The sequence below is a fragment of the Clavibacter sp. A6099 genome (assembly GCF_021919125.1).
Classification (GTDB): domain Bacteria; phylum Actinomycetota; class Actinomycetes; order Actinomycetales; family Microbacteriaceae; genus Clavibacter; species Clavibacter seminis.
Window position 1 is genome coordinate 2,932,415 of the sequence record NZ_CP083439.1, and the last position, 18,371, is coordinate 2,950,785.

General features: G+C 74.5%; 14 protein-coding genes and 1 pseudogene. 11 read left to right on the forward strand and 4 right to left on the reverse strand.

Going from position 1 to position 18,371, the window contains the following annotated elements; all coding sequences use genetic code 11:
- Nucleotides 1-221: 221 nt before the first annotated feature.
- Entirely contained in the window at nucleotides 222-2,129 is a 1,908-nt protein-coding gene (locus KYT88_RS13845; RefSeq protein WP_043584378.1) for an ABC transporter ATP-binding protein, read from the reverse strand.
- A gap of 350 nt (nucleotides 2,130-2,479) precedes the next feature.
- Here KYT88_RS13845 and KYT88_RS13850 point away from each other — a divergent pair, with 350 nt between their 5' ends.
- A complete protein-coding gene (locus KYT88_RS13850; RefSeq protein ID WP_237583686.1) occupies nucleotides 2,480-3,298 on the forward strand; it encodes a ferritin-like domain-containing protein in 819 nt (272 codons plus the stop codon).
- Between the two features lie 113 nt (nucleotides 3,299-3,411).
- On the opposite strand, the gene KYT88_RS13855 is transcribed toward KYT88_RS13850, so the two are convergent.
- A complete protein-coding gene (locus KYT88_RS13855; protein ID WP_043584380.1) occupies nucleotides 3,412-3,690 on the reverse strand; it encodes a GlsB/YeaQ/YmgE family stress response membrane protein in 279 nt (92 codons plus the stop codon).
- Between the two features lie 124 nt (nucleotides 3,691-3,814).
- Here KYT88_RS13855 and KYT88_RS13860 point away from each other — a divergent pair, with 124 nt between their 5' ends.
- The 3 genes and pseudogenes from KYT88_RS13860 to KYT88_RS13870 all read left to right on the forward strand — a co-directional run.
- On the forward strand, nucleotides 3,815-4,483 hold the full coding sequence (locus KYT88_RS13860) for a response regulator transcription factor (RefSeq protein WP_119374044.1): 669 nt from the start codon (nucleotides 3,815-3,817) through the stop codon (nucleotides 4,481-4,483).
- A gap of 68 nt (nucleotides 4,484-4,551) precedes the next feature.
- Nucleotides 4,552-5,634 (forward strand): hypothetical protein, encoded by a 1,083-nt coding sequence (locus tag KYT88_RS13865; RefSeq protein ID WP_147362333.1) that lies wholly within the window; start codon nucleotides 4,552-4,554, stop codon nucleotides 5,632-5,634.
- Nucleotides 5,635-5,653: 19 nt separating this feature from the next.
- Nucleotides 5,654-5,866: pseudogene (locus tag KYT88_RS13870) on the forward strand (response regulator transcription factor); the annotation flags it as partial.
- A 51-nt stretch (nucleotides 5,867-5,917) separates the two neighbouring features.
- On the opposite strand, the gene KYT88_RS15935 reads toward KYT88_RS13870, so the two are convergent.
- Nucleotides 5,918-6,088 carry a type II toxin-antitoxin system ParD family antitoxin gene (locus KYT88_RS15935; RefSeq protein ID WP_119374043.1) on the reverse strand — a complete coding sequence of 57 codons (171 nt, stop codon included), beginning with the start codon at nucleotides 6,086-6,088 and terminating at the stop codon, nucleotides 5,918-5,920.
- 89 nt (nucleotides 6,089-6,177) lie between these two features.
- Between KYT88_RS15935 and KYT88_RS13875 the strand changes: the two genes are divergently transcribed.
- The 3 genes from KYT88_RS13875 (at nucleotide 6,178) to KYT88_RS13885 (ending at nucleotide 9,023) form a co-directional block, all read left to right on the forward strand.
- Nucleotides 6,178-7,242 carry a S66 family peptidase gene (locus tag KYT88_RS13875; protein WP_043586271.1) on the forward strand — a complete coding sequence of 355 codons (1,065 nt, stop codon included), beginning with the start codon at nucleotides 6,178-6,180 and terminating at the stop codon, nucleotides 7,240-7,242.
- 85 nt (nucleotides 7,243-7,327) lie between these two features.
- Nucleotides 7,328-7,921: a hypothetical protein gene (locus KYT88_RS13880; protein ID WP_147362332.1), complete on the forward strand. Its 594-nt coding sequence runs from the start codon at nucleotides 7,328-7,330 to the stop codon at nucleotides 7,919-7,921.
- A gap of 55 nt (nucleotides 7,922-7,976) precedes the next feature.
- Nucleotides 7,977-9,023, forward strand: a complete 1,047-nt coding sequence (locus KYT88_RS13885; protein WP_043586264.1) for a DUF1266 domain-containing protein — start codon at nucleotides 7,977-7,979, stop codon at nucleotides 9,021-9,023.
- A 9-nt stretch (nucleotides 9,024-9,032) separates the two neighbouring features.
- Here KYT88_RS13885 and KYT88_RS13890 read toward each other — a convergent pair whose 3' ends face one another.
- Nucleotides 9,033-10,058 carry a glycosyltransferase family 9 protein gene (locus tag KYT88_RS13890; RefSeq protein WP_043586265.1) on the reverse strand — a complete coding sequence of 342 codons (1,026 nt, stop codon included), beginning with the start codon at nucleotides 10,056-10,058 and terminating at the stop codon, nucleotides 9,033-9,035.
- A 298-nt stretch (nucleotides 10,059-10,356) separates the two neighbouring features.
- Here KYT88_RS13890 and KYT88_RS13895 point away from each other — a divergent pair, with 298 nt between their 5' ends.
- Genes KYT88_RS13895 through KYT88_RS13910 form a run of 4 tightly spaced genes read left to right on the forward strand, consistent with a single transcriptional unit; the run spans nucleotide 10,357 to nucleotide 18,360 of the window.
- Nucleotides 10,357-13,806: an FtsX-like permease family protein gene (locus tag KYT88_RS13895; RefSeq protein WP_237583687.1), complete on the forward strand. Its 3,450-nt coding sequence runs from the start codon at nucleotides 10,357-10,359 to the stop codon at nucleotides 13,804-13,806.
- Entirely contained in the window at nucleotides 13,803-16,691 is a 2,889-nt protein-coding gene (locus tag KYT88_RS13900) for a hypothetical protein (protein ID WP_237583688.1), read from the forward strand. Before KYT88_RS13895 ends, KYT88_RS13900 begins: the two co-directional genes overlap by 4 nt.
- The gene (locus KYT88_RS13905; RefSeq protein ID WP_051629235.1) at nucleotides 16,688-17,671 is read left to right on the forward strand and encodes an ABC transporter ATP-binding protein; all 984 of its coding nucleotides are present in this window, start codon (nucleotides 16,688-16,690) and stop codon (nucleotides 17,669-17,671) included. Before KYT88_RS13900 ends, KYT88_RS13905 begins: the two co-directional genes overlap by 4 nt.
- Nucleotides 17,668-18,360 carry an ABC transporter ATP-binding protein gene (locus KYT88_RS13910; RefSeq protein ID WP_043584115.1) on the forward strand — a complete coding sequence of 231 codons (693 nt, stop codon included), beginning with the start codon at nucleotides 17,668-17,670 and terminating at the stop codon, nucleotides 18,358-18,360. The genes KYT88_RS13905 and KYT88_RS13910 overlap by 4 nt, the downstream gene beginning before the upstream one ends.
- Nucleotides 18,361-18,371: the final 11 nt, after the last annotated feature.

Genomic DNA, 18,371 nt, shown 5'->3' on the forward strand with positions numbered 1-18,371 from the left:
TGGCCCGGAGTCGACTTAGTCGACCCGGGCCAGTGGCATGCGGCAGGGTGTTGCTTGTCGACCGACGTTCGAGCGCCCGCGGCGGGTGCCGACGCATCCTCCTGGTGCCCGTACGAACAAGGGCTCGCATCGCTGCTGTGCTTCGACGGCCGATTCCGGCCTCAGTCAGCGTTTTTGGCAGAACTTGCCTGCGGGATGCGCGCGCCGGCGGGGCACCGATCTCAGCGCCCGGGCGCGCCCAGCGCCTCCTCCTCCGCCACCACGGCCTTCTGCACCGCGAACTGGGTGCGGTGCAGCTCCTCGTACCGGCCGCCCGCGGCCAGCAGCTCCTCGTGCGTGCCGCGCTGGACGATCGTGCCGTCCTCCACCACCAGGATCAGGTCCGCGTGGCGGATGGTGGAGAGGCGGTGGGCGATGACCAGTGCCGTCCGCCCCTCGAGCGCCTCGCTCAGCGCGGCCTGCACGGCGGCCTCCGACGTCGAGTCCAGCGCCGCCGTCGCCTCGTCGAGGATGACGACGCGCGGCTGGGCGAGCAGGAGCCGCGCGATGGTCATCCGCTGGCGCTCGCCGCCGGAGAGCCGGTAGCCGCGCTCCCCCACCATGGTGTCGAGCTGGTCGGGCAGGGAGCGGATGAGCGGCTCGAGCCGCGCGCGCCGGACGGCGTCCCACACCTCGTCCTCGGTGGCCTCCGGCCGCGCGAGGCGCAGGTTGGACAGGATCGTCTCGTGGAAGAGGTGGCCGTCCTGGGTCACCATGCCGAGCGTGTGCCGCATGGACGCGAAGGTGACGTCGCGCACGTCGGTCTCCGCGAGCCGCACGGCGCCGCTGTCGACGTCGTACAGGCGCGAGAGGAGCTGCGCGATCGTCGACTTGCCGGCGCCTGACGTGCCGACGAGCGCGACGGTCTGCCCGGGCTCGATCCGGAAGGACACGCCGTGCAGCACCTCCTCGCCGCCGCGGGTGTCCAGCGTCGAGACCTCCTCGAGGGAGGCGAGCGACACCTTGTCGGCGGACGGATAGGCGAAGCGGACGTCGTCGAACTCGACCGCCACCGGGCCATCGGGGACGCGGACGGCGTCGGGCTTCTCCTGGATGAGCGGCTCGAGGTCCAGCACCTCGAAGACGCGCTCGAAGCTGACCACCGCGCTCATGATCTCGACCCGCGCGTTCGCGAGGCCGGTCAGCGGCGCGTAGAGGCGCGTGAGGAGCAGCGCGAGGGTGACGACCTCGCCGGTGTCCAGCTGACCGCCGAGCGCGAGGGCGCCGCCGAGCCCGTAGACGAGCGCGAGCGCGAGGGCGGAGACGAGCATCAGCGCGGTGACGAAGACGAACTGCAGCATCGCCGTGCGGACCCCGATGTCGCGGACGCGGGCGGCGCGGACCCGGAACTCCGCGGACTCCTCGTCGGGCCGGCCGAACAGCTTCACGAGGGTCGCGCCGGGAGCCGAGAAGCGCTCGGTCATCTGCGTGCTCATGGCGGAGTTGTGGTCGGCGGCCTCGCGGCGGAGCGCGGCGAGACGACCGCCCATGCGGCGCGCGGGCACGAGGAACACGGGCAGCATGATCACGGCGAGGACGGTCACGAGCCACGACGTGCTGAGCATGACGATGAGGGTGAGGATCAGCGCCACGACGTTCGTGACCACGCCCGACAGCGTGCCGCTGAAGGCCTGCTGCGCGCCGATCACGTCGTTGTTGAGGCGGCTGACGAGGGCGCCCGTGCGCGTGCGGGTGAAGAACGCGATGGGCATCTTCTGCACGTGGTCGAAGACGGCGGTGCGGAGGTCGAGGATCACGCCCTCGCCGATGCGCGCCGAGAACCAGCGCGTCACGAGCGACACGGCGGCGTCGGCCACGGCCACGAGGGCGATGACGACGGCGAGGCGGACGATCGTGGCGGTCTCGCCCCGGGCGACGATGACGTCGACCACCTGGCCGGCGAGCACCGGCGTCGCCACCGCGAGGAACGCGCCGACGACGGACAGCCCGATGAAGACGAGCAGCTTCACCCGATACGGCACCGCGAACGTCATGATGCGACGGACGGACTCGCGGGAGATGCCGCGCGACCCGTCCTGCGCGCTCGAGATCTTGTAGAGCGAGCTCCAGGCGACGCTGTCCATGCTCATGGTGGTTCCTCTCGTGGACGGCCGCTCGGGGCGGACGGGGGTGCGTGCGAGTCGGGTCCTCCGCGGCGGATCGGGCATCCGCGTCGATGCTCCTACCGCGACGTCGTCGTCGTGACCGGATCCGCGGACGGGCCGGGAGGGATCGTCCCGGTGGGCGCATGCCCATCATGAGCCACGGACGGACGCGATCGCGCCCAGCGGGCGAAGCGTCACCGGATGGCCGTCGGGCGGAGGACGTACCCGGGTCCGCCTCGCGGACCACATCGCCCCTGCGGAATGCGACGGGGCGACCCCCGGAGTCCGTCCTGCGCCCGGCGAGGCCGGCGCATGGTCGTTCCTAGCGTGAGGGCATGACCTCGATCACGCAGACACCGACGCCCGCACGCCCCGCCGCGGCGCACGCCCGCATGGGCACCGCCGCCGACTGGATCGCCCACTTCCACGCCAACGCCGACCGGCACCTGAGCCCCGAGCAGCTGATCCCGTCCGGCACGCCCTCGCCGATGGACGCCCGCACCCGCCGGGCGTTCGTCCGATCGTTCCAGCGGTTCGCGCTCGGGGAGAGCGGCGACGGCGCGCACCTCCTCCGGATGGCGACCGCCGCTGGCGATCCCGCGTACACGCACGCGCTCGCCCTCCTCGTGCAGGAGGAGCAGAAGCACGCAGCCCTGTTCCTCCGCGCGCTCGACTACATCGACGCGCCCGCGCTGCCCGCGCACTGGACGGACGCCGCCTTCACCCGCCTGCGGCACCTCATCGGGCTGCGGACGGAGATCAGCCTGTTCCTCATCGCCGAGACGGTCGCGACGGGCTACTTCCACGCCCTTGCCGACCACGCCCCGGATCCCGCGCTGCGCGCCCTCGGGCGGCGGATCGCGGACGACGAGCGGAATCACGTCCGCTTCCAGATCGACCGCCTCCGCACCGGCTTCCGCGAGACGCCCGCTCCGGTGCGCGCGCTCATCGGCGGCGCGTGGACGGTCGTCGCCGCGGGCGCGGCGACGGTGATCGTGGTCGACCACCGTGCTGCACTGCGTGCGTGCGGGGTCGCGCCGCGCGCGTACTGGCGGCGGGCGATGCGCGGGTTCGGGGCTGCCGCGCGGTCGGTGCTGGTGGATCCGCGGGCGCCGCTGCTGGGGCCGACGGACGGCGCGCCCGCCCGCGCCTGACCCGCACACGCCGGAGGGGCGGGCCGCCTCCTCGGCGACCCGCCCCTCCACTGCTTCCACTACCGGCTGTCGTCAGACGCGCGCCAGCGCATCGACGGGTCGCCCGGTCGTGTTCAGCGACGCACGGACTTGCGGCCGCCGACCTTCACGTAGATGAAGAGCACGATGATGGCGCCGATGATCGAGCCGATGATGCCGGCGGGCTGGAAGAAGCCGTCCATGGCGTCGCGCTGGAACAGCAGGAAGGCGAGGAACCCGCCGACAAAGGAGCCGACGATGCCGAGCACGATGGTCATGAGGATCGACATGCTCTGGCGTCCGGGGATGACGGCCCGGGCGATGAAGCCGGCGATGAGGCCGATGACGATGAGGCTGATGATGAGTCCGAGCATGGTGATCTCTCTTCTGTGCGAGCACGTCAGGAAGACGCGCGGTGATGCCCGTTCGGGGCGATGACCTCAATCAACCACCCTGCGGGGTGTGGGAGCACACCCCTGGGGGTGGGATCCTGGATCCATGCCCAGCACCCGCACCCGCCCCGTCACGATCGCGCTCGTCGACGACTACGACGTGGTGCTGAAGGGCCTCGCCCACATGTTCGACGACTACCGCGACCGCGTGCTGGTCGCCGAGATCGACGCGAATGCCGCGCTCTCCGACGAGATCGACATCGTGCTCTACGACTCGTTCGCGCAGCCGGAGTCCGACCACCACGAGATCGCGGAGCTGGTGCGCAACCCGCGCGCCCGCCGCGTGGTCGTCTACACCTGGAACTTCCAGCCCGAGCTCGTCGCGGACGCCCGCCGGCAGGGCGTGCACGGCTACCTCTCGAAGGCGCTGCCGGCGCGCGAGCTCGTGGAGGCGCTCGAGAGGATCCACTCGGGCGAGGAGCTGTTCAACCAGGCGCCGCTGCGGGCCGCGAGCGCGCCGTCGCTCGACTGGCCGGGCAAGCGCGAGGGGATCACGGACCGCGAGTCGGAGATCCTCGCGCTCATCACGCAGGGCAAGAGCAACCAGGAGGTCGCGGCGCTCACGTACCTCTCCCCCAACACGGTGAAGAGCTACATCCGCTCGATCTACCGCAAGATCCAGGTGCAGAGTCGCACCCAGGCGGTCATCTGGGGCGTGGGGCACGGGTTCAGCCCGGACCACCACCGGATCGACCATTGGCTGGGTGGGCCGTAGGGCAGCGAGGTGCGCGAGCGGCCTGCTTGACTTTACACATCGACTTAACTGTTGCTTAGGATCCTATCGTGAACGATGGCATTGGCCCGAACTCGCTCGATGACGAGCGGAAAGCTTTTGGTGATTTGGGCCAGACCGCTCGGCAAAACCTCTTGAGTATTCAAAATAATACGGGTTCACTGCACGCGCAGATCTCAGCCAATCTCATTCTGCCGGCCAGTACGTTGGCATCCATCGGGGCAGTGGCTTCTATAGTTCGTAGCCAGCAGTCCTCGATATTGGGCCTTGCGTCTGCCGTCGCCGGCTTGCAGTCAAGCCTAAGTCGCAGTGCCGCCCAAGCCAATCTAGGCCTACTGAATCTTCAAAAAATTGTAATGCCATCGCTGGACGCTCAGATCAGAAGCCTTGTCAGCGGGTTGGACTTGCGCGGCTTTTCTACGGCCATTCAGGGTGTGGCGGAACTTGCAGCCCGTCAATCAGCATTTATTTCCAACATCGCGCCGTCCATTGCCGTCGCGTACGCCAACATGTACCCGAAAAACCTGCGATCCATCGACGGTATTCGCATGAGCAGGGTGGACGCGGTAGTGATGCAGGAAGGCCTCCCTCTCTATGGGATTCCACGAGCTTCGACATCAGCGGCGCTACTTGTCGCTCCCCATTATCGCGCCAGGCGCGACATCATAGGGCGAAAATGGACGAGTATTGCAGTTGACTGCCGAGAACTCCTACTTGAAAGTACGTCTAAGGAGACTGCGGCCTACGCGCTATTCGCTCATGAGGCACTGGATGCACTGAAATCCGGACATACGCGCGCTGCCCAAGCTCTGGCTGGGACGCTCATAGATTCGTTTCTCACTGATTATTTCGGCGAGTATAGAAGGTCTTTCACACCCGACCGCAAAGGCAAACGAACCACGACGGCTTACGACGATCTGGGTGTAAAACAGTTCATTGCCCTTGCCCCCATCTGGCGCTCGTACCAGCAATTTGTTCCGAGCGAAGGAGACGTAGTACCGAGGGCCTTCAGCCGCCACGCGACAGCACACACCATTAGTCCGCAACAATTTTCGCGGCGAAACGCTGTGCAAGGCATCATGTTGGCGACTAGCTTAATTTACCGACTCCACGAGGAATTACAGAGTCACTAAGTCAATTAGCTGAATCCATGAGTCGGAGATCCTCGCGCTCATCACGCAGGGCAAGAGCAACCAGGAGGTCGCGGCGCTCACGTACCTCTCCCCCAACACGGTGAAGAGCTACATCCGCTCGATCTACCGGAAGATCCAGGTGGAGAGCCGCACCCAGGCGGTGATCTGGGGTGTGGGGCACGGGTTCAGCCCGGACCACCACCGGATCGACCACCGGCTGGGTGGGCCGTAGGGCATCCATCCGATCCCGCCGCGGTCGCCACGAGCCTGAACCGGCAGGCGGTCAGGCGCGCTTGGCCGCCATGAACGCTTCCACGTCGAATGGTGCGGCGTCGCCGCTCGCTTCCCCCACGACCAGCGCGGCCCGCAGCACCTCCCTTGCGGACCGGTCTCGCCCGGATACCACCTGTCGGGAGAGGGACGCGTCCCGGCCGCTCAAGCTGTCTTGTGCCATGGACCATGGATACCGAGGATCGGCTCAGGAGGGAAGCGCCGCGAGGACCGCGCCCTGCACTCCCGGCCGCCTCTGGGAGCATGGCCCGCATGATCCCCTCCACCTCGTCCCGGTTCCGCAAGTCCGTGCCCAAGGCGGAGGCGGGAGATCGGGTGGCGGTGCTGAGCCCCGCGTTCGCCGCGCCCGGCATGGCGCCCGAGGTGCACGAGCAGGCGATGCGGAGGCTGCAGGAGGCGACCGGGCTGGTCCCCGTCGAGTACCCGACCACCCGGCGGCTCGGCGCCAGCGCCCGCGATCGCGCCGCCGACATCACGGCCGCGTTTGCCGACGACTCCATCCGCGCGATCGTCTCGACCATCGGCGGGGACGACCAGGTCACGGTGATCCCGCACGTCGACATCGAGGAGCTCGCCCGGAACCCCAAGCCGTTCCTCGGCTACAGCGACAACACGAACCTGCACAACCTGCTCGCCGGGCTCGGCATCCCGAGCTTCTACGGCGGATCCACCCAGGTGCACCTCGGCGCCGGACCCGGCATCGACGACGTGCACCTGCGCTCGCTGCGGGCGGCCCTGATCGAGGGCGGGAAGCTCGAGATCACGGAGCCCGGGGAGTCGGAGGACTTCGGGATCGACTGGACGGATCCTCGCGCGCTCACCGAGTCCGGCGAGCGTCACGCGACCGAGCCGTGGAAGTGGGCCGGGCCGGCGCGCACGGTGGAGGGGCCGACGTGGGGCGGCTGCATCGAGGTGATCGACCAGATCGCGATGGCCGGGCGCATGCCGGAGGTCGCGAAGCTCGAGGGCGGGATCCTGCTGCTGGAGACGAGCGAGGAGGTGCCGTCCGCCGACAGCGTGAAGCGGTGGGTGCGGGGGCTGGGCGAGCGCGGGATCCTCGACGTGGTCGCGGGCGTGCTCGTCGCCCGGCCGGTGACCGTCGTCATGGGCGGGCCCGTCCCGTCGCCCGAGGAGCGCGCGCGGCTGCGGGCCGAGCAGCGCGACACCGTCATCGAGCAGGTCGCCCGCTACAACCCGCGCGCCGTGGTGTGCGTGGGCGTGCCGTTCGGGCACACGCGGCCGCAGTGGATCCTGCCCCACGGCGGCACGGTGCGGCTCGACGGGGCGGCGAAGACGGTGCACGCGGACTACAGCTGAGGGCGACGTGGACGAGGTGGACGGTGACCAGGCGCGAGCGACGGACGGCCGCGCCGTCGTCATGACGGCGGCCATGCACGCGCGGATGACCTCGACCGCATGGAGCGCGGGCCCGCCGCACGGGCAGCATGGCGATGAGGCCGTCTCGTCGGCCGGGACCTCGGATCCGCCCGCGCCGCCCGAGCACTCGAACCTGCCGCGCGGCGCGACGTTCCGCGGCAACCTGCTGTCACGGCTGACGCTCGTGGAGCGGTCGCAGCCGGAGGGCGTCGCGATCGTCGAGGGCGTCGAGTTCGCCGAGGATTCGACGACGCTGATCACGACCTCCGGGCACCGGATCCGCGTGCCGGCCTGGTCGACGAGCGAGGAGATCCATGAGGCACTCGCCGCCGTGATGCTGCTCGCGCCGCTGGACACGGACTGCTGGCAGAGCTTCCCGTACGACATGACGCCGTGGGCGATCTGGCTGACGCTGCACTACGACCTCGCTTCGCTTGAGGGTCACCTCGATGACAACGTGCCGGGGCTGCACCTGGTCGCGGTGCAACGCGACGGCGAGCTCGCGCGCATCGTGACGGGGCTCGGCGACGAGCGCTTCCGGCACGGGGTGCCGCTCACGGAGCAGCCGCTCGCGATCCCGGTGGACCTCGCGTTCGAGGTCGCGCGGCTGCGGCGCTGAGCTGAGCGATCGGCCGGGCAGTGGCGCGGATCCGCCCGGTGGATAGGCTTCGCGCGTGACGCTGCAGAACCACCCCGGCGAGGTCGAGTTCCCCGTTCGCGCGCGCGTGCGCTACGCCCAGATGCTCAACGCGCAGCGCATGAAGCCGCGCGGCGGGAGCGGGAAACGGGCGTTGCTCATCACGGCCTTCGCGCTGCCGTTCGGCGTCGTCGGCGCCGGGCTCGGGATCCTCGTGGCGACGTCCGGCCCGCCGGAGGGCGGACCGGCGATGCCCGTCGTGCTGTTCGCGCTCGGGATGGGCATCGGCATGCTCGTCGCGTCGATCGTCTTCCAGCAGATCGACGCGCGGGCGCCTCGGCGGGATCAGCTCGACTACGTGGGAGCCGCGCGGATCCGGCCGGTCACGCTCGAGGAGCAGCAGCTCCTCGCCCTCGACGCGGTGAGCGACTACTCGTTCGGCGGCTGGAACTCGTCGCTCGCGTTCCAGCCGACGTGGGCCGAGATGCCCGCGGAGCTGCGCACGAAGCACGCCGACGGCGCGACCGGGCACGAGTGGATCGGCCTGCCGATGACGACGCTCGCGCAGCACCGCGCCGCCCTCGACACGCAGTTCCGCATCGCGTCGCGCGACGACATCGAGCTGTTCGTGGCGGATGCGCTGGCGCAGGGGCCGCAGTCGGCGCGCTTCGCGGAGCTGGCCGCGTCCGAGGAGGCGGAGCGCATGGTGTCGCGCATGGCCGCGCTCACCGGCCGGAGCGAGTTCGAGATCATCGACCTGACCCGCCCGCACGACGGCCGCCCGCCCGTGCTGCTGCTCGCGGGCGACAGCGAGCGCACCATCGGCGCGATCCGCTACGCCTACATGGCCGGGTACCTGCCCGCGGACGATGCGTGGGCGCTGATCCGGCAGATCGCTGCTCGGGTCTTCGCGACCTACGACGGCTGGGACGCGTACTGGGCGGACGCGTCGCTCGCCCTCGCCTTCCGCACCGACAGCCTCGACGCGGTGATGTCGCAGCGGCGGGTGCGGGATGCGCTCATGGCGTCCGCGTGGCCGGCGGCGACGGTGCCGTGGCCGGGGGCTTCGCCGGCGGTGAGCTGACCCGGCGGATCAGTCGCGCGGCTCGCCCGTGAGGGGACGGATCACGCGGTGGCCGTCGAGGGAGCGGGCCGCCTCGAGGACGTGGGCGGGCGTGATCGCGAGGAGCGCCGGATCCGGGATCGCGGAGAACGTGTCGCCGAGGCGCTGGGACGCGTCGGTCAGCACGATGTGCGGGCCGGACGCGGGCGGGCCCCACTCCTCGGGCGGGGCCGGGCCGAAGATCACGACCGAGGGGATGCCGTAGGCGGTCGCGAGGTGGGCGGCGCCGGTGTCGGCGGAGATCACGAGGTCGGCGGCCGCGATGATGCCGGCGAACGCGTCGAGGGCCAGCTCGCCCGCGAGCACGGTCGATGTGGGCATGCCCGCGTGGGCGGCGACCTCTAGGGCGCGCTCGCGCTCCTTGTCCGAGCCGGTGAAGACGACCGTGCGCCCCTCGTCGGCGAGCGCGCGGGCGACCGCGGCGAAGCGGTCGACGGGCCACTGGCGGGATCCGTAGGCGGCGCCCACGTGGATCACGACGGCGTGCTCGGCGACGGGCGGCTCGACGGGCACGAGGATGCCGACGTCCTCGGGATCCGCGGGCATGCCGTGCCACGACACGAGCCGGGCCCAGCGGTACCGCTCGAGGACGTGGTCCTCCCAGGCGGGGCCGTCGGCGGCGGGCATGCCGTCGAGCTCGGGGGCGGCGTGGCCGAGGGTGCGGTGGGCGCGCAGCTCGTGGAGGAGGGTACGGCTCTCGTGGCCTGCGCCGTGCAGGTTGATCGCGAGGTCGACCGTGCCGGGCTCGCGCGCGATGGGGTGGTCGAAACCCTGCTGCGGGAGGTGCTCGTCGACCATGCCGAGCAGCTTCACGACGGGCGCGAGCCAGCCGGTGGTGGCGAGCGAGATGCGGGCGTCCGGGTGCGCGCGGCGGATGGCGCGGAGCGCGGGGACGGCCACGAGGATGTCGCCGAGCTTGATGGCGCGGAGGACGAGGATCTCGGCGGGGTGGGCGGCGGCGTCGGGGAGGGCGGCGGGGTCGCCGGGGGTCTGCATGGGTTCCAGCCTGGCAGAGGGGACGCGCGACGGTCGGGGCGGCGACGAGCCTCGCTCGGCACCCGGATCGTGGACTCCCGCGGCCAATTTCCCCATATGCTGAGCCCGCAGCGACGCGCGTGGCCTACCCGGGGCCGACCGTCGCACGGCCGACGGAGGCATGCAGGGGCAGACGCGAGGACGCGCGCACGGTCGCCACCGGCCCGACGCCTCCGCGCCCCGGCGTCCTCGCTCCTCCGCCCGTGCTCCGCGCGACGGCGACGGGCGCGCGCACCGACCCCACCGGCGGGCGGCCGGCGTGGGACCGCGATCGTGGATCCTCGGCACGGCCCTCCGGCGCGCGGCCGCGCAATGGCGGCTCGTCATCGCGGTGGTCGCCGTCGCGACGCTCGCCTGCTCGCTCGTGACCGTGCTCGGCCTGCTCGTGACCACCACCGAGGAGGGCGGCGTGCGGCGCACCCTCGACGCTGTGCCCGCGGAGCGGACCGCCGTGCGCGTCACGGTCGACACCCCCACGGGGACCGTCTCGGAGGCGCGCGACGCGATCGACCGGGCGCTCCGCGAGCTCCTCGGCGAGACGGCGGGGGCGACGCCGACGGGATCCGCGGTGAGCGAGATCGAGGACGTGGGCGGAGTGGCGGGCGACGGATCCGAGCGCGTGCTCGCGTACGCCGGGGAGTACGACGACCGGGACGCGCGCGCCGAGCTGGTCACCGGGTCGTGGGGCGCCGTGCCTTCGGGCGACGGCGAGCTGGAGGCGGCGCTCCCGGAGGCGGCGGCGTCCGCGCTCGGGCTGGGGATCGGATCCACCCTCGAGGTCGCGGCGCGCGGGGACGCCACCGCGACCGTGCGGGTCGTCGGGCTGTACCGGGCGGTGGATCCGGGCGGCGCGGCCTGGCTCGACGACCCGCTGCAGGGCCGCGGCGACGATGCCGCGTTCCCCGAGCCGGACGTGTCCTTCGCCGACTTCGTGCACGCAATCGGCCCGCTGATCGTGGCCGACGGCGCGCTCGACGCCGCCGACGTGCGCGTGGAGACGCTGGACCTCCGCACGCAGCCGACGTTCGACCGCGTGACGGTGGCGGGGCTGGATCCGCTCGTGGCGCGGCTCGGGGACGCGGACGCGGGGATCACACGGGCGGCCGGCGACGTGGGGCAGTCCGTCGCGTACTCGTCGGGCGTCGCGGAGGCGGTGGCCGGGGCGTCCGCCGCGCTGACCGTGACGCGCGCGACCGTCGCCGTCGCGGGGCTGCTGCTGGCGGTGCTCGCGCTGGCCGCGATCGCGCAGGCCGGGCGGCTCCTCGCCGACGCGCGCGACGCCGAGCGGCGGCTGCTCGCGGCGCGCGGGGCGTCGCGGCGGCAGGTGATCGCGCTCGCGGGCCTCGAGGCTGCGGTGCTCGGGGCGCTGGTGGCGGGGATCAGCCCGCTCGTCGCCGCGCTCGGGTACCGGGGGCTCGCGGCGCTGCCGGCGATGCGCGCGGCGGGGATGCCGGCGTCGTCCGGTGTGCCGCTCGGATCCGTGCTGACGGCCGTCGCCGTCGCCGCGCTGCTGGCCGCGGTGCTGCTCGCGCCGGCGCTGCGCCGGGCGGACGACGAGGATCCGGCGGCCGGGCGCGCGGGGGTCGCGCGGCTGGCGCGGTCGGGGATCGACCTGGCGCTGCTCGTGCTGGCGGGGCTCGGGATCGCGCAGCTGGTGGCGTACCGGTCCGCGTCGGCGTCCGGGGGCGAGGGCGCGCCCACCGGGCTCGACCCCGTGCTCGTCGCCGCGCCCGTCGTGGTGCTCGTGGCGGTGGCGGCGCTCGCGGTGCGGCTCGTGCCGCTCGTGGCGCGCGGGCTGGGGGCGCTGGCGGCGCGGTCTCGCGGATCCGTGCTGCCGCTCGCCGCGTGGGAGCTCGCGCGGCGCGGACGGCGGGCGACCGCGGCCGTGCTCCTGCTGAGCCTCGCGCTCGCGGTGTGCACGTTCGGCGTGACGTTCCTGCACACCTGGCGGATCTCGCAGGAGGACCAGGCGGCGGTGGCCGTGGGGCCGACGGCGCGGGTGGTCGCGGATCCGGAGCGGGCGGTGGGGCAGTCGGCGCGGCTCGCGGAGGCGGCGGGGCGGGCCGGCGCGGCGAGCGCGGACGGCGGCGTGGAGCCCGTGCTGCGGCGGCCCATGCGGATCGACGGCGCGCCCGCGGGCGACCCGGCCGAGGGCGGCGTGGGGACCGGGGCGCAGGTGCTCGGGCTGTCGGCGGCGGCGGCGCGGACGATGGTCGCGGACGGGCGCGGCGGCGCGGCCGGCGGCGAGCGGATCGAGGAGCTGCTGCGGGGATCCGCGCGCACGCGCGAGGACGCGGGCGTCGCGCTGCCCGACGGGACGCGCGGGCTCGCCGCGACCGTGCGGGCGGGCGACGCGGCGGCGCCCCTCGCGGACGTGCGGGTGCGGGTCGCGGCCGTGGTCGAGGATCCGCGCGGGCTGCTCGCGGTCGTGGACCTCGGGGACGCGCCCGCGGACGGGTCGACGGTCGAGGTCGCGGGGGCGCTCGACGGCGGGAGCGGGAGCGATGCGGCCGGGGCGACGGGTGGGACAGCAGACGCGACGACGCCCGCCGGCGTCGACGGTCTCCGGCTGGTCGGCCTCCGCACCGAGGTGGTCGGCGGACGCGACGCCGACACGTCGTCCGAGCGCGCCACCGAGGTGCTCGTGGGCGGCATCGCGGCGCGGGTGGGCGGCGGGGCCGACCCCGCGGATCCGCTCGCCGACGCGACCGCCGCGCCCCTCGACGACACCGCCGTGACCGAGGCCGTCGCGGGCTGGGGCGGCGTGAGCGTGGATCCGGCCGCGCGCCCGCCCGTGATCGAGGCCGCGCCCGCCGGCTGGCAGGTGCGCCTGCCCGTGCTCGTGCCGCCGGACGCGTCCACCCGCACGGCCGTGACGCTGCTCGTCGCGTGGGTGCCCGTGCAGCTGGTCGACGCGGTGATCCCGACGGCGCTCGCGGACGGCCTCGGCGTGGATCCCGGGATGGCGCTCGACCTCGCGGTCTCCGGCGAGCGGGTCACGGTGACGGTCGCGGGCGACGCGCCGCTCGTGCCGGGATCCGCGACCTCCGAGGCGCTCGCGGCGGGCGCCTCCGGGCTCGCGGGCGCGGGCGGCGCGACCACCGTCGTGGTGGACGGGCCCTCGCTCGCGCGCCTGCTGATCCAGCGCGGGGCGACGGGCGCGCTCGTGGACGAGTGGTGGGCGGGCTCGGGCGGGCTCGCGACCGCCGACTCCGGCGCCGACCCCGTCGTCACGCGCGCCGCCCTCGCCCGCGACCTCCAGGAGGCGCCGCTGCGGGTCGCGACGCCGACCGCGCTGTTCCTCGCGATCGTGGCCGCGGGGATCCTCGCGGCCGCCGGCTTCGCGCTGCACACGGTCGCGTCGCTGCGGGCCCGGCGAGCGGATCTCGCGCACCTGCGGGCGGTCGGCGTCTCGGCGTCCGGCGTGGTCGAGCTGGTCGCGGTCGAGGCGCTGATCCTCACGGTGCTCGGCGCTCTCGCGGGGATCGCGGCCGGGCTCACGACGGCGCTCGCGGTGGGGCCGCTCGTCGCGGTGTCGCCGGGCGGCACCGCACCCGTGCCCCCGGTCGAGGTGCACGTGCCGTGGCTCGCGATCGGGCTGCTGCCGGCCGGGCTCGCGGTCGTGCTGGCGCTGGTGGTGGCCGCGGTCGCCCGGTCGCAGCAGGCCGTGCGACCCGCCGAGCTGCTGCGCGCGGGAGGCGGGGAGTGAGCGGGCGGCGGGCGGCGGATCCGCGTGGTCGCGCACCCCGCGTCGGCGCGCGGCTCCGGATCCTCACCGCGGGAGTCCTCCCCCTCGCACCGCGCCGGCTGCTCCGCGACCGCGGGCTCGCCGCGTGCCTCGCGCTGCTCGTCGCCGTGTCGTCGCTGCTGGCGGCGGGCGCGCCGGCGCTGGTCACGCGGATCCTCGACGCCGACGTCCGCGAGCGCGTCGCCGCCGCCGGATCCACCGCGGACGTCGTGCTCCGCGCCTCGCTCGGCCGGTCGCAGGAGGGCGGATCCGTGGAGCCCGAGGACGTCGTCGCCCTCGCCGACGGGCTGCCGGCGCAGCTGCCGCGGGCGCTGGCACGCGCCGCCGACGGGATCACGAGCGCCGTCGTCACGCCCGGCACCCTCGCGACCGGACCGCTGACGGTCGGCGCGCAGGCCGACGGATCCGGCGGGTCGGCGGGCGTCGGCGGCGGCCCCTCCGCGACGCCGGCCGTGCGCATCGCGCTGCTGACGACGTCGCTCGCCGCCGACCTGCGCGTGGTGCGCGGCGTGCTGCCCGGCACCGCGAGCGATGCCGACGCCGAGCCCGGCCCGCCCATCGGCACCTCCCCCGACGGCCCCGTCGAGGTCGCCGTCTCGTCGGCCGCGGCGGAGGCGGCGGGCCTCGTCGTGGGATCCGCGCTCACCGTCCCGCAGGGCGGCGCCGACCGGATCGACGGCCGGGCGCCGCTGCTCGGGATCCGCGTGGTCGGCATCGTCGAGGCGGCCCCGGGCACATCCCTCCCCGACCTCCCGGGCCTCCTCGCGCCCGTGGCCGCGGCCGACCGCGCCCCCGGATCCACCGCCGGCATCACCGTCGTCGCCGCGGCCGACGGCTTCGACCTGGCCCGCACGGCCGACCTCGCGGACGGCGACGGCGTGATCCGCGTCCGCCTCGATCCCGCGGCGTTCACCGACCAGGGCGCGCGGGCGGTCGTGCGCGACGTGCAGCGGCTCGCCGCGGGCACGGCGCCGGTGGGCGTCGACGGCGCCGAGGTCGGCGGATCCTCGGCACCGCTGCAGGTGACGTCCGGCCTCGACCGCGTGGTCGCCGCCCACGACGACGCCGCGCGCGCGGCCGTCGCGCAGATGTCGGTGCTGCTCGCCGGGACCCTCGGGGTCGCCGCGGTCGTGCTCGTGCTGCTCGCGCGGCTGCTCGTCGGGCGGCGGCGCGAGGACATCGCGCGCGACCGGGCGCGCGGGGCGGGCACGGCGTCCGTCGCGCTGACCGCGGGCGTCGAGTCGGTGCTGCTGGCGGCGGTCGGCGGCGCGGCCGGGCTCGGCGCCGCCGCGCTGCTCGGGGTGCCGTGGCCGCTCGCGGATCCCGCGCCCGTGGTCCTGCTCGTCGCGGTCGCCGCGCTGGCCCCGCCCGCCGAGGCCGCATGGATCGCCCGCCGATCCGCCGACGCGGGCCGCCGCCAGCTCGGCCGCCCGGGCCGCGTCGACGCGCGCCGCACCACCGCGATCCGCCGCCTGGTCGCCGAGGCGCTCGTGGTCGTGCTCGCGATCGCCGCAGTGGTCGCCGCGCGCGGCCGAGGCCTCCTCGACGCGCGCACCGACGGCGTGGATCCGCTGCTCGCCGCCGCGCCCCTCCTCCTCGCGGCCGCCGCGACCCTCGTCGCCGTCCGCCTGATCCCGCCCGCCCTCGCGGCGCTCGCGGCCCTGGCCCGACGCGGTCGCGGCGCGCTGGGCGCGGTCACCGGCGCCACCGGATCCCCCGCCTCGCCGCTCCCGCTCGGCGCGCTGACGCTCGCGGTCGCCGTCGCGCTCACGGGCGGGCTGCTCGCCGAGACCGTCGCGACCGGACGCGTCGCCGCGTCGTGGCAGGCCGTGGGGGCGGACGCGCGCGTCGACGCCGAGGTGTCCGACGCCGATGTCGCCCGCCTCCGGGACGCGCCCGGCGTGACGGCCGCCGGATCCGCCCGCGTCACCGACGACGCGCTCCTCGCCGACGGACCCGTGCAGGCCTTCGCGACCCTCCTCGCCGTCGACGCCGGGTACGCCGACGCGCTCGCGGCCCTCCCCGCGGACGCCGACGCGATCGACCCCGCGGACCCCGACCGGATCCGCGCCCTCGCCGGCGAGCCCGCCGAGGACGACCGCCTCCCCGTCCTCGTCGACCGCGTCCTCGCCGACCGCCTCGTCACCGACGACCCCGTGCTCACCTTCGGCGAGCGCAACGTGCGCGTCCGTGTCGCGGGCGTGATCTCCGACGGCCCGCGCGGCTACCTCGGCGGTCCGTTCGTGATCGTCGACCGGGGCGCGCTCGCGTACTGGGCGGGCGAGCCGATCGTGGCCGACCAGGTGCTCGTGACCGGCCCGGGCGCCGCCGTGGCCGTCGCCGCGCTCGACGCGGATCCCGCCGACGTCCTCACGCGCGACGCCTGGCAGGCGCAGCGCTCCACGGGCGCGCTCGCGGGCGGGGTGGACCTCGTGCTCGCGCTCGCGACGGCCGCCGCCGGGATCCTCGCGGCCCTCGCCCTCCTCGCCACCGCGGTCGCGGGCGCCGGCCGACGCGCGCGCACGCTCGCGCTCCTCCGCACGCTCGGCCTCCCGAGGCGGGGCGGGATCCCCCTGGCCGTCGCGGAGCTCGCGCCGGCCGTGATCGCCGCGCTCATCGGCGGCGCGGTCGCGGCGGTCGTCACCGTGCTGGCGCTCGGGCCCGCGCTCGGCCTGCGGCTGCTCACGGGCGGCCGCGCGGATCCGCCGCCCTCGATCGCGCCCACCGTGGTGCTCGCGGTCGCCGGCGCCGCCCTCCTGATCCTGGCCCTCGCGATCCTCGCCGAGGCCGCCGCCCACCGCCACGACCGCCTCGCCGCGGTGCTCCGAGAAGGGGATGCAGCATGACCCGACGACCGACGCACGAGACCGGCGGCGCCGCGACCGCGACCGCCCCGCGCCCCGGCGCCCCCGAGTTCGGCGCGGGCGCGCTCATCGTCTGCGACAGCCTCGTGCGGATCCACCAGGTCGGCGACATCGAGGTGCAGGCGCTGCAGGGCCTCGACCTGCTCGTCGACGCCGGCGAGATGATCGCCGTGGTCGGCGCGTCCGGCGCGGGCAAGTCGACGCTCCTCCAGATCATCTCCGGCCTCGACGTGCCCACGGCCGGCCGCGCGCGCGTCGGCCGCTGGGACCTCCTCCGCATGACCGCCGCCGACCGCGTCGCGTACCGCCGCGAGGTCGTCGGCTTCGTCTGGCAGCGCACCTCCCGGAACCTGCTGCCCTACCTCACGGCCGCCGAGAACGTCGCGCTGCCGATGGCCTTCGCGGGCGTGCCCCGCCGCGACCGGGCCGCGCGCGCCGCCGAGCTCCTCGGGATGCTCGGGATCGCGGACGAGGGCGACCGCCGGCCGGCGCAGCTCTCCGGCGGGGAGCAGCAGCGCGTCGCCATCGCCGTCGCGCTCGCGAACCACCCGCAGGTGCTGCTCGCGGACGAGCCGACGGGCGAGCTCGACCGGGCCTCCGGATCCGACGTGATGGCCGCCATGCACGCCGCGAACCGCGAGCTCGGCACCACGGTCGTGATCGTCACGCACGACGCGGCGGTCGCCGAGCAGGTGGAGCGCACGGTCGCGATCCGCGACGGCCGCACCGCCAGCGAGGTCGTCCGGCGGCGCGAGGTGGATGCGGCGGGCGAGTCCCGCGTCGTCGCCGAGGAGTACGCGGTGCTGGATCGCGCGGGCCGGCTCCAGCTGCCCGCCTCCTACCGCCGGTCGCTGGACCTCCGCGGCCGCGTCCGCCTGGAGCTCGAGGCCGACCACGTGGGCGTGTGGCCGGACGGCGTGCCGCGTGCCAGCGCCGCCGAGACCGAGGACGACGCACGATGACCGACCCCACCCCCATGGTCCGCGTCGCGGGCGTCTCGCGCTCCCACGGATCCGGCCCCACCGCCGTGCACGCCCTCCGCGACGTGTCGCTCGAGGTGCCGCGCGGCCGGCTCGTGACCCTCGTCGGCCGCTCCGGATCCGGCAAGACCACGCTGCTCACCTGCATCGGCGGCCTCGACCGGCCGACCGCGGGCCGCATCGAGGTCGACGGCGTGGACGTCACCGCGCTCGACGAGGCCGGCCGCACCGAGCTCCGCCGCGACCGCGTGGCCTTCGTCTTCCAGACCTTCGGCCTGCTGCCCGCGCTCACCGCGGCCGAGAACGTCGGCCTGCCGCTCCGCCTCCGCCGCGCCCCGCACGACGAGCGCGAGGACCGCGTCGCCGAGCTGCTCGAACTCGTGGGCCTCACCGCGCACGCCGGCCAGCGTCCGTCGGAGATGTCGGGCGGCCAGCAGCAGCGCGTCGCCGTCGCCCGCGCGCTCGCGAACCGGCCGCGCCTGCTCCTCGCCGACGAGCCGACCGGCCAGCTAGATCAGGAGACGGGCGCCTCGATCATGCGGCTCCTCCTCGACGTGGTGCGCGCCGAAGGCACGACCGCGCTCATCTCCACGCACGACGCGACGCTGCAGGGGCTCGCGGACGCGTCGATCCGGCTCACCGACGGGCGGGTGGATCCGGCGGGCGCGTGAGCGCGGGGCAG

Excerpts from the sequence above, each read along its gene's own strand:
- KYT88_RS13845 (WP_043584378.1), bottom strand. The coding sequence starts at position 2,129 with ATGAGCATGGACAGCGTCGCCTGGAGCTCGCTCTACAAGATCTCGAGC.
- KYT88_RS13850 (WP_237583686.1), top strand. The coding sequence starts at position 2,480 with ATGACCTCGATCACGCAGACACCGACGCCCGCACGCCCCGCCGCGGCG.
- KYT88_RS13855 (WP_043584380.1), bottom strand. The coding sequence starts at position 3,690 with ATGCTCGGACTCATCATCAGCCTCATCGTCATCGGCCTCATCGCCGGC.
- KYT88_RS13860 (WP_119374044.1), top strand. The coding sequence starts at position 3,815 with ATGCCCAGCACCCGCACCCGCCCCGTCACGATCGCGCTCGTCGACGAC.
- KYT88_RS15935 (WP_119374043.1), bottom strand. The coding sequence starts at position 6,088 with ATGGCACAAGACAGCTTGAGCGGCCGGGACGCGTCCCTCTCCCGACAG.
- KYT88_RS13875 (WP_043586271.1), top strand. The coding sequence starts at position 6,178 with ATGATCCCCTCCACCTCGTCCCGGTTCCGCAAGTCCGTGCCCAAGGCG.
- KYT88_RS13880 (WP_147362332.1), top strand. The coding sequence starts at position 7,328 with ATGACCTCGACCGCATGGAGCGCGGGCCCGCCGCACGGGCAGCATGGC.
- KYT88_RS13890 (WP_043586265.1), bottom strand. The coding sequence starts at position 10,058 with ATGCAGACCCCCGGCGACCCCGCCGCCCTCCCCGACGCCGCCGCCCAC.
- KYT88_RS13905 (WP_051629235.1), top strand. The coding sequence starts at position 16,688 with ATGACCCGACGACCGACGCACGAGACCGGCGGCGCCGCGACCGCGACC.
- KYT88_RS13910 (WP_043584115.1), top strand. The coding sequence starts at position 17,668 with ATGACCGACCCCACCCCCATGGTCCGCGTCGCGGGCGTCTCGCGCTCC.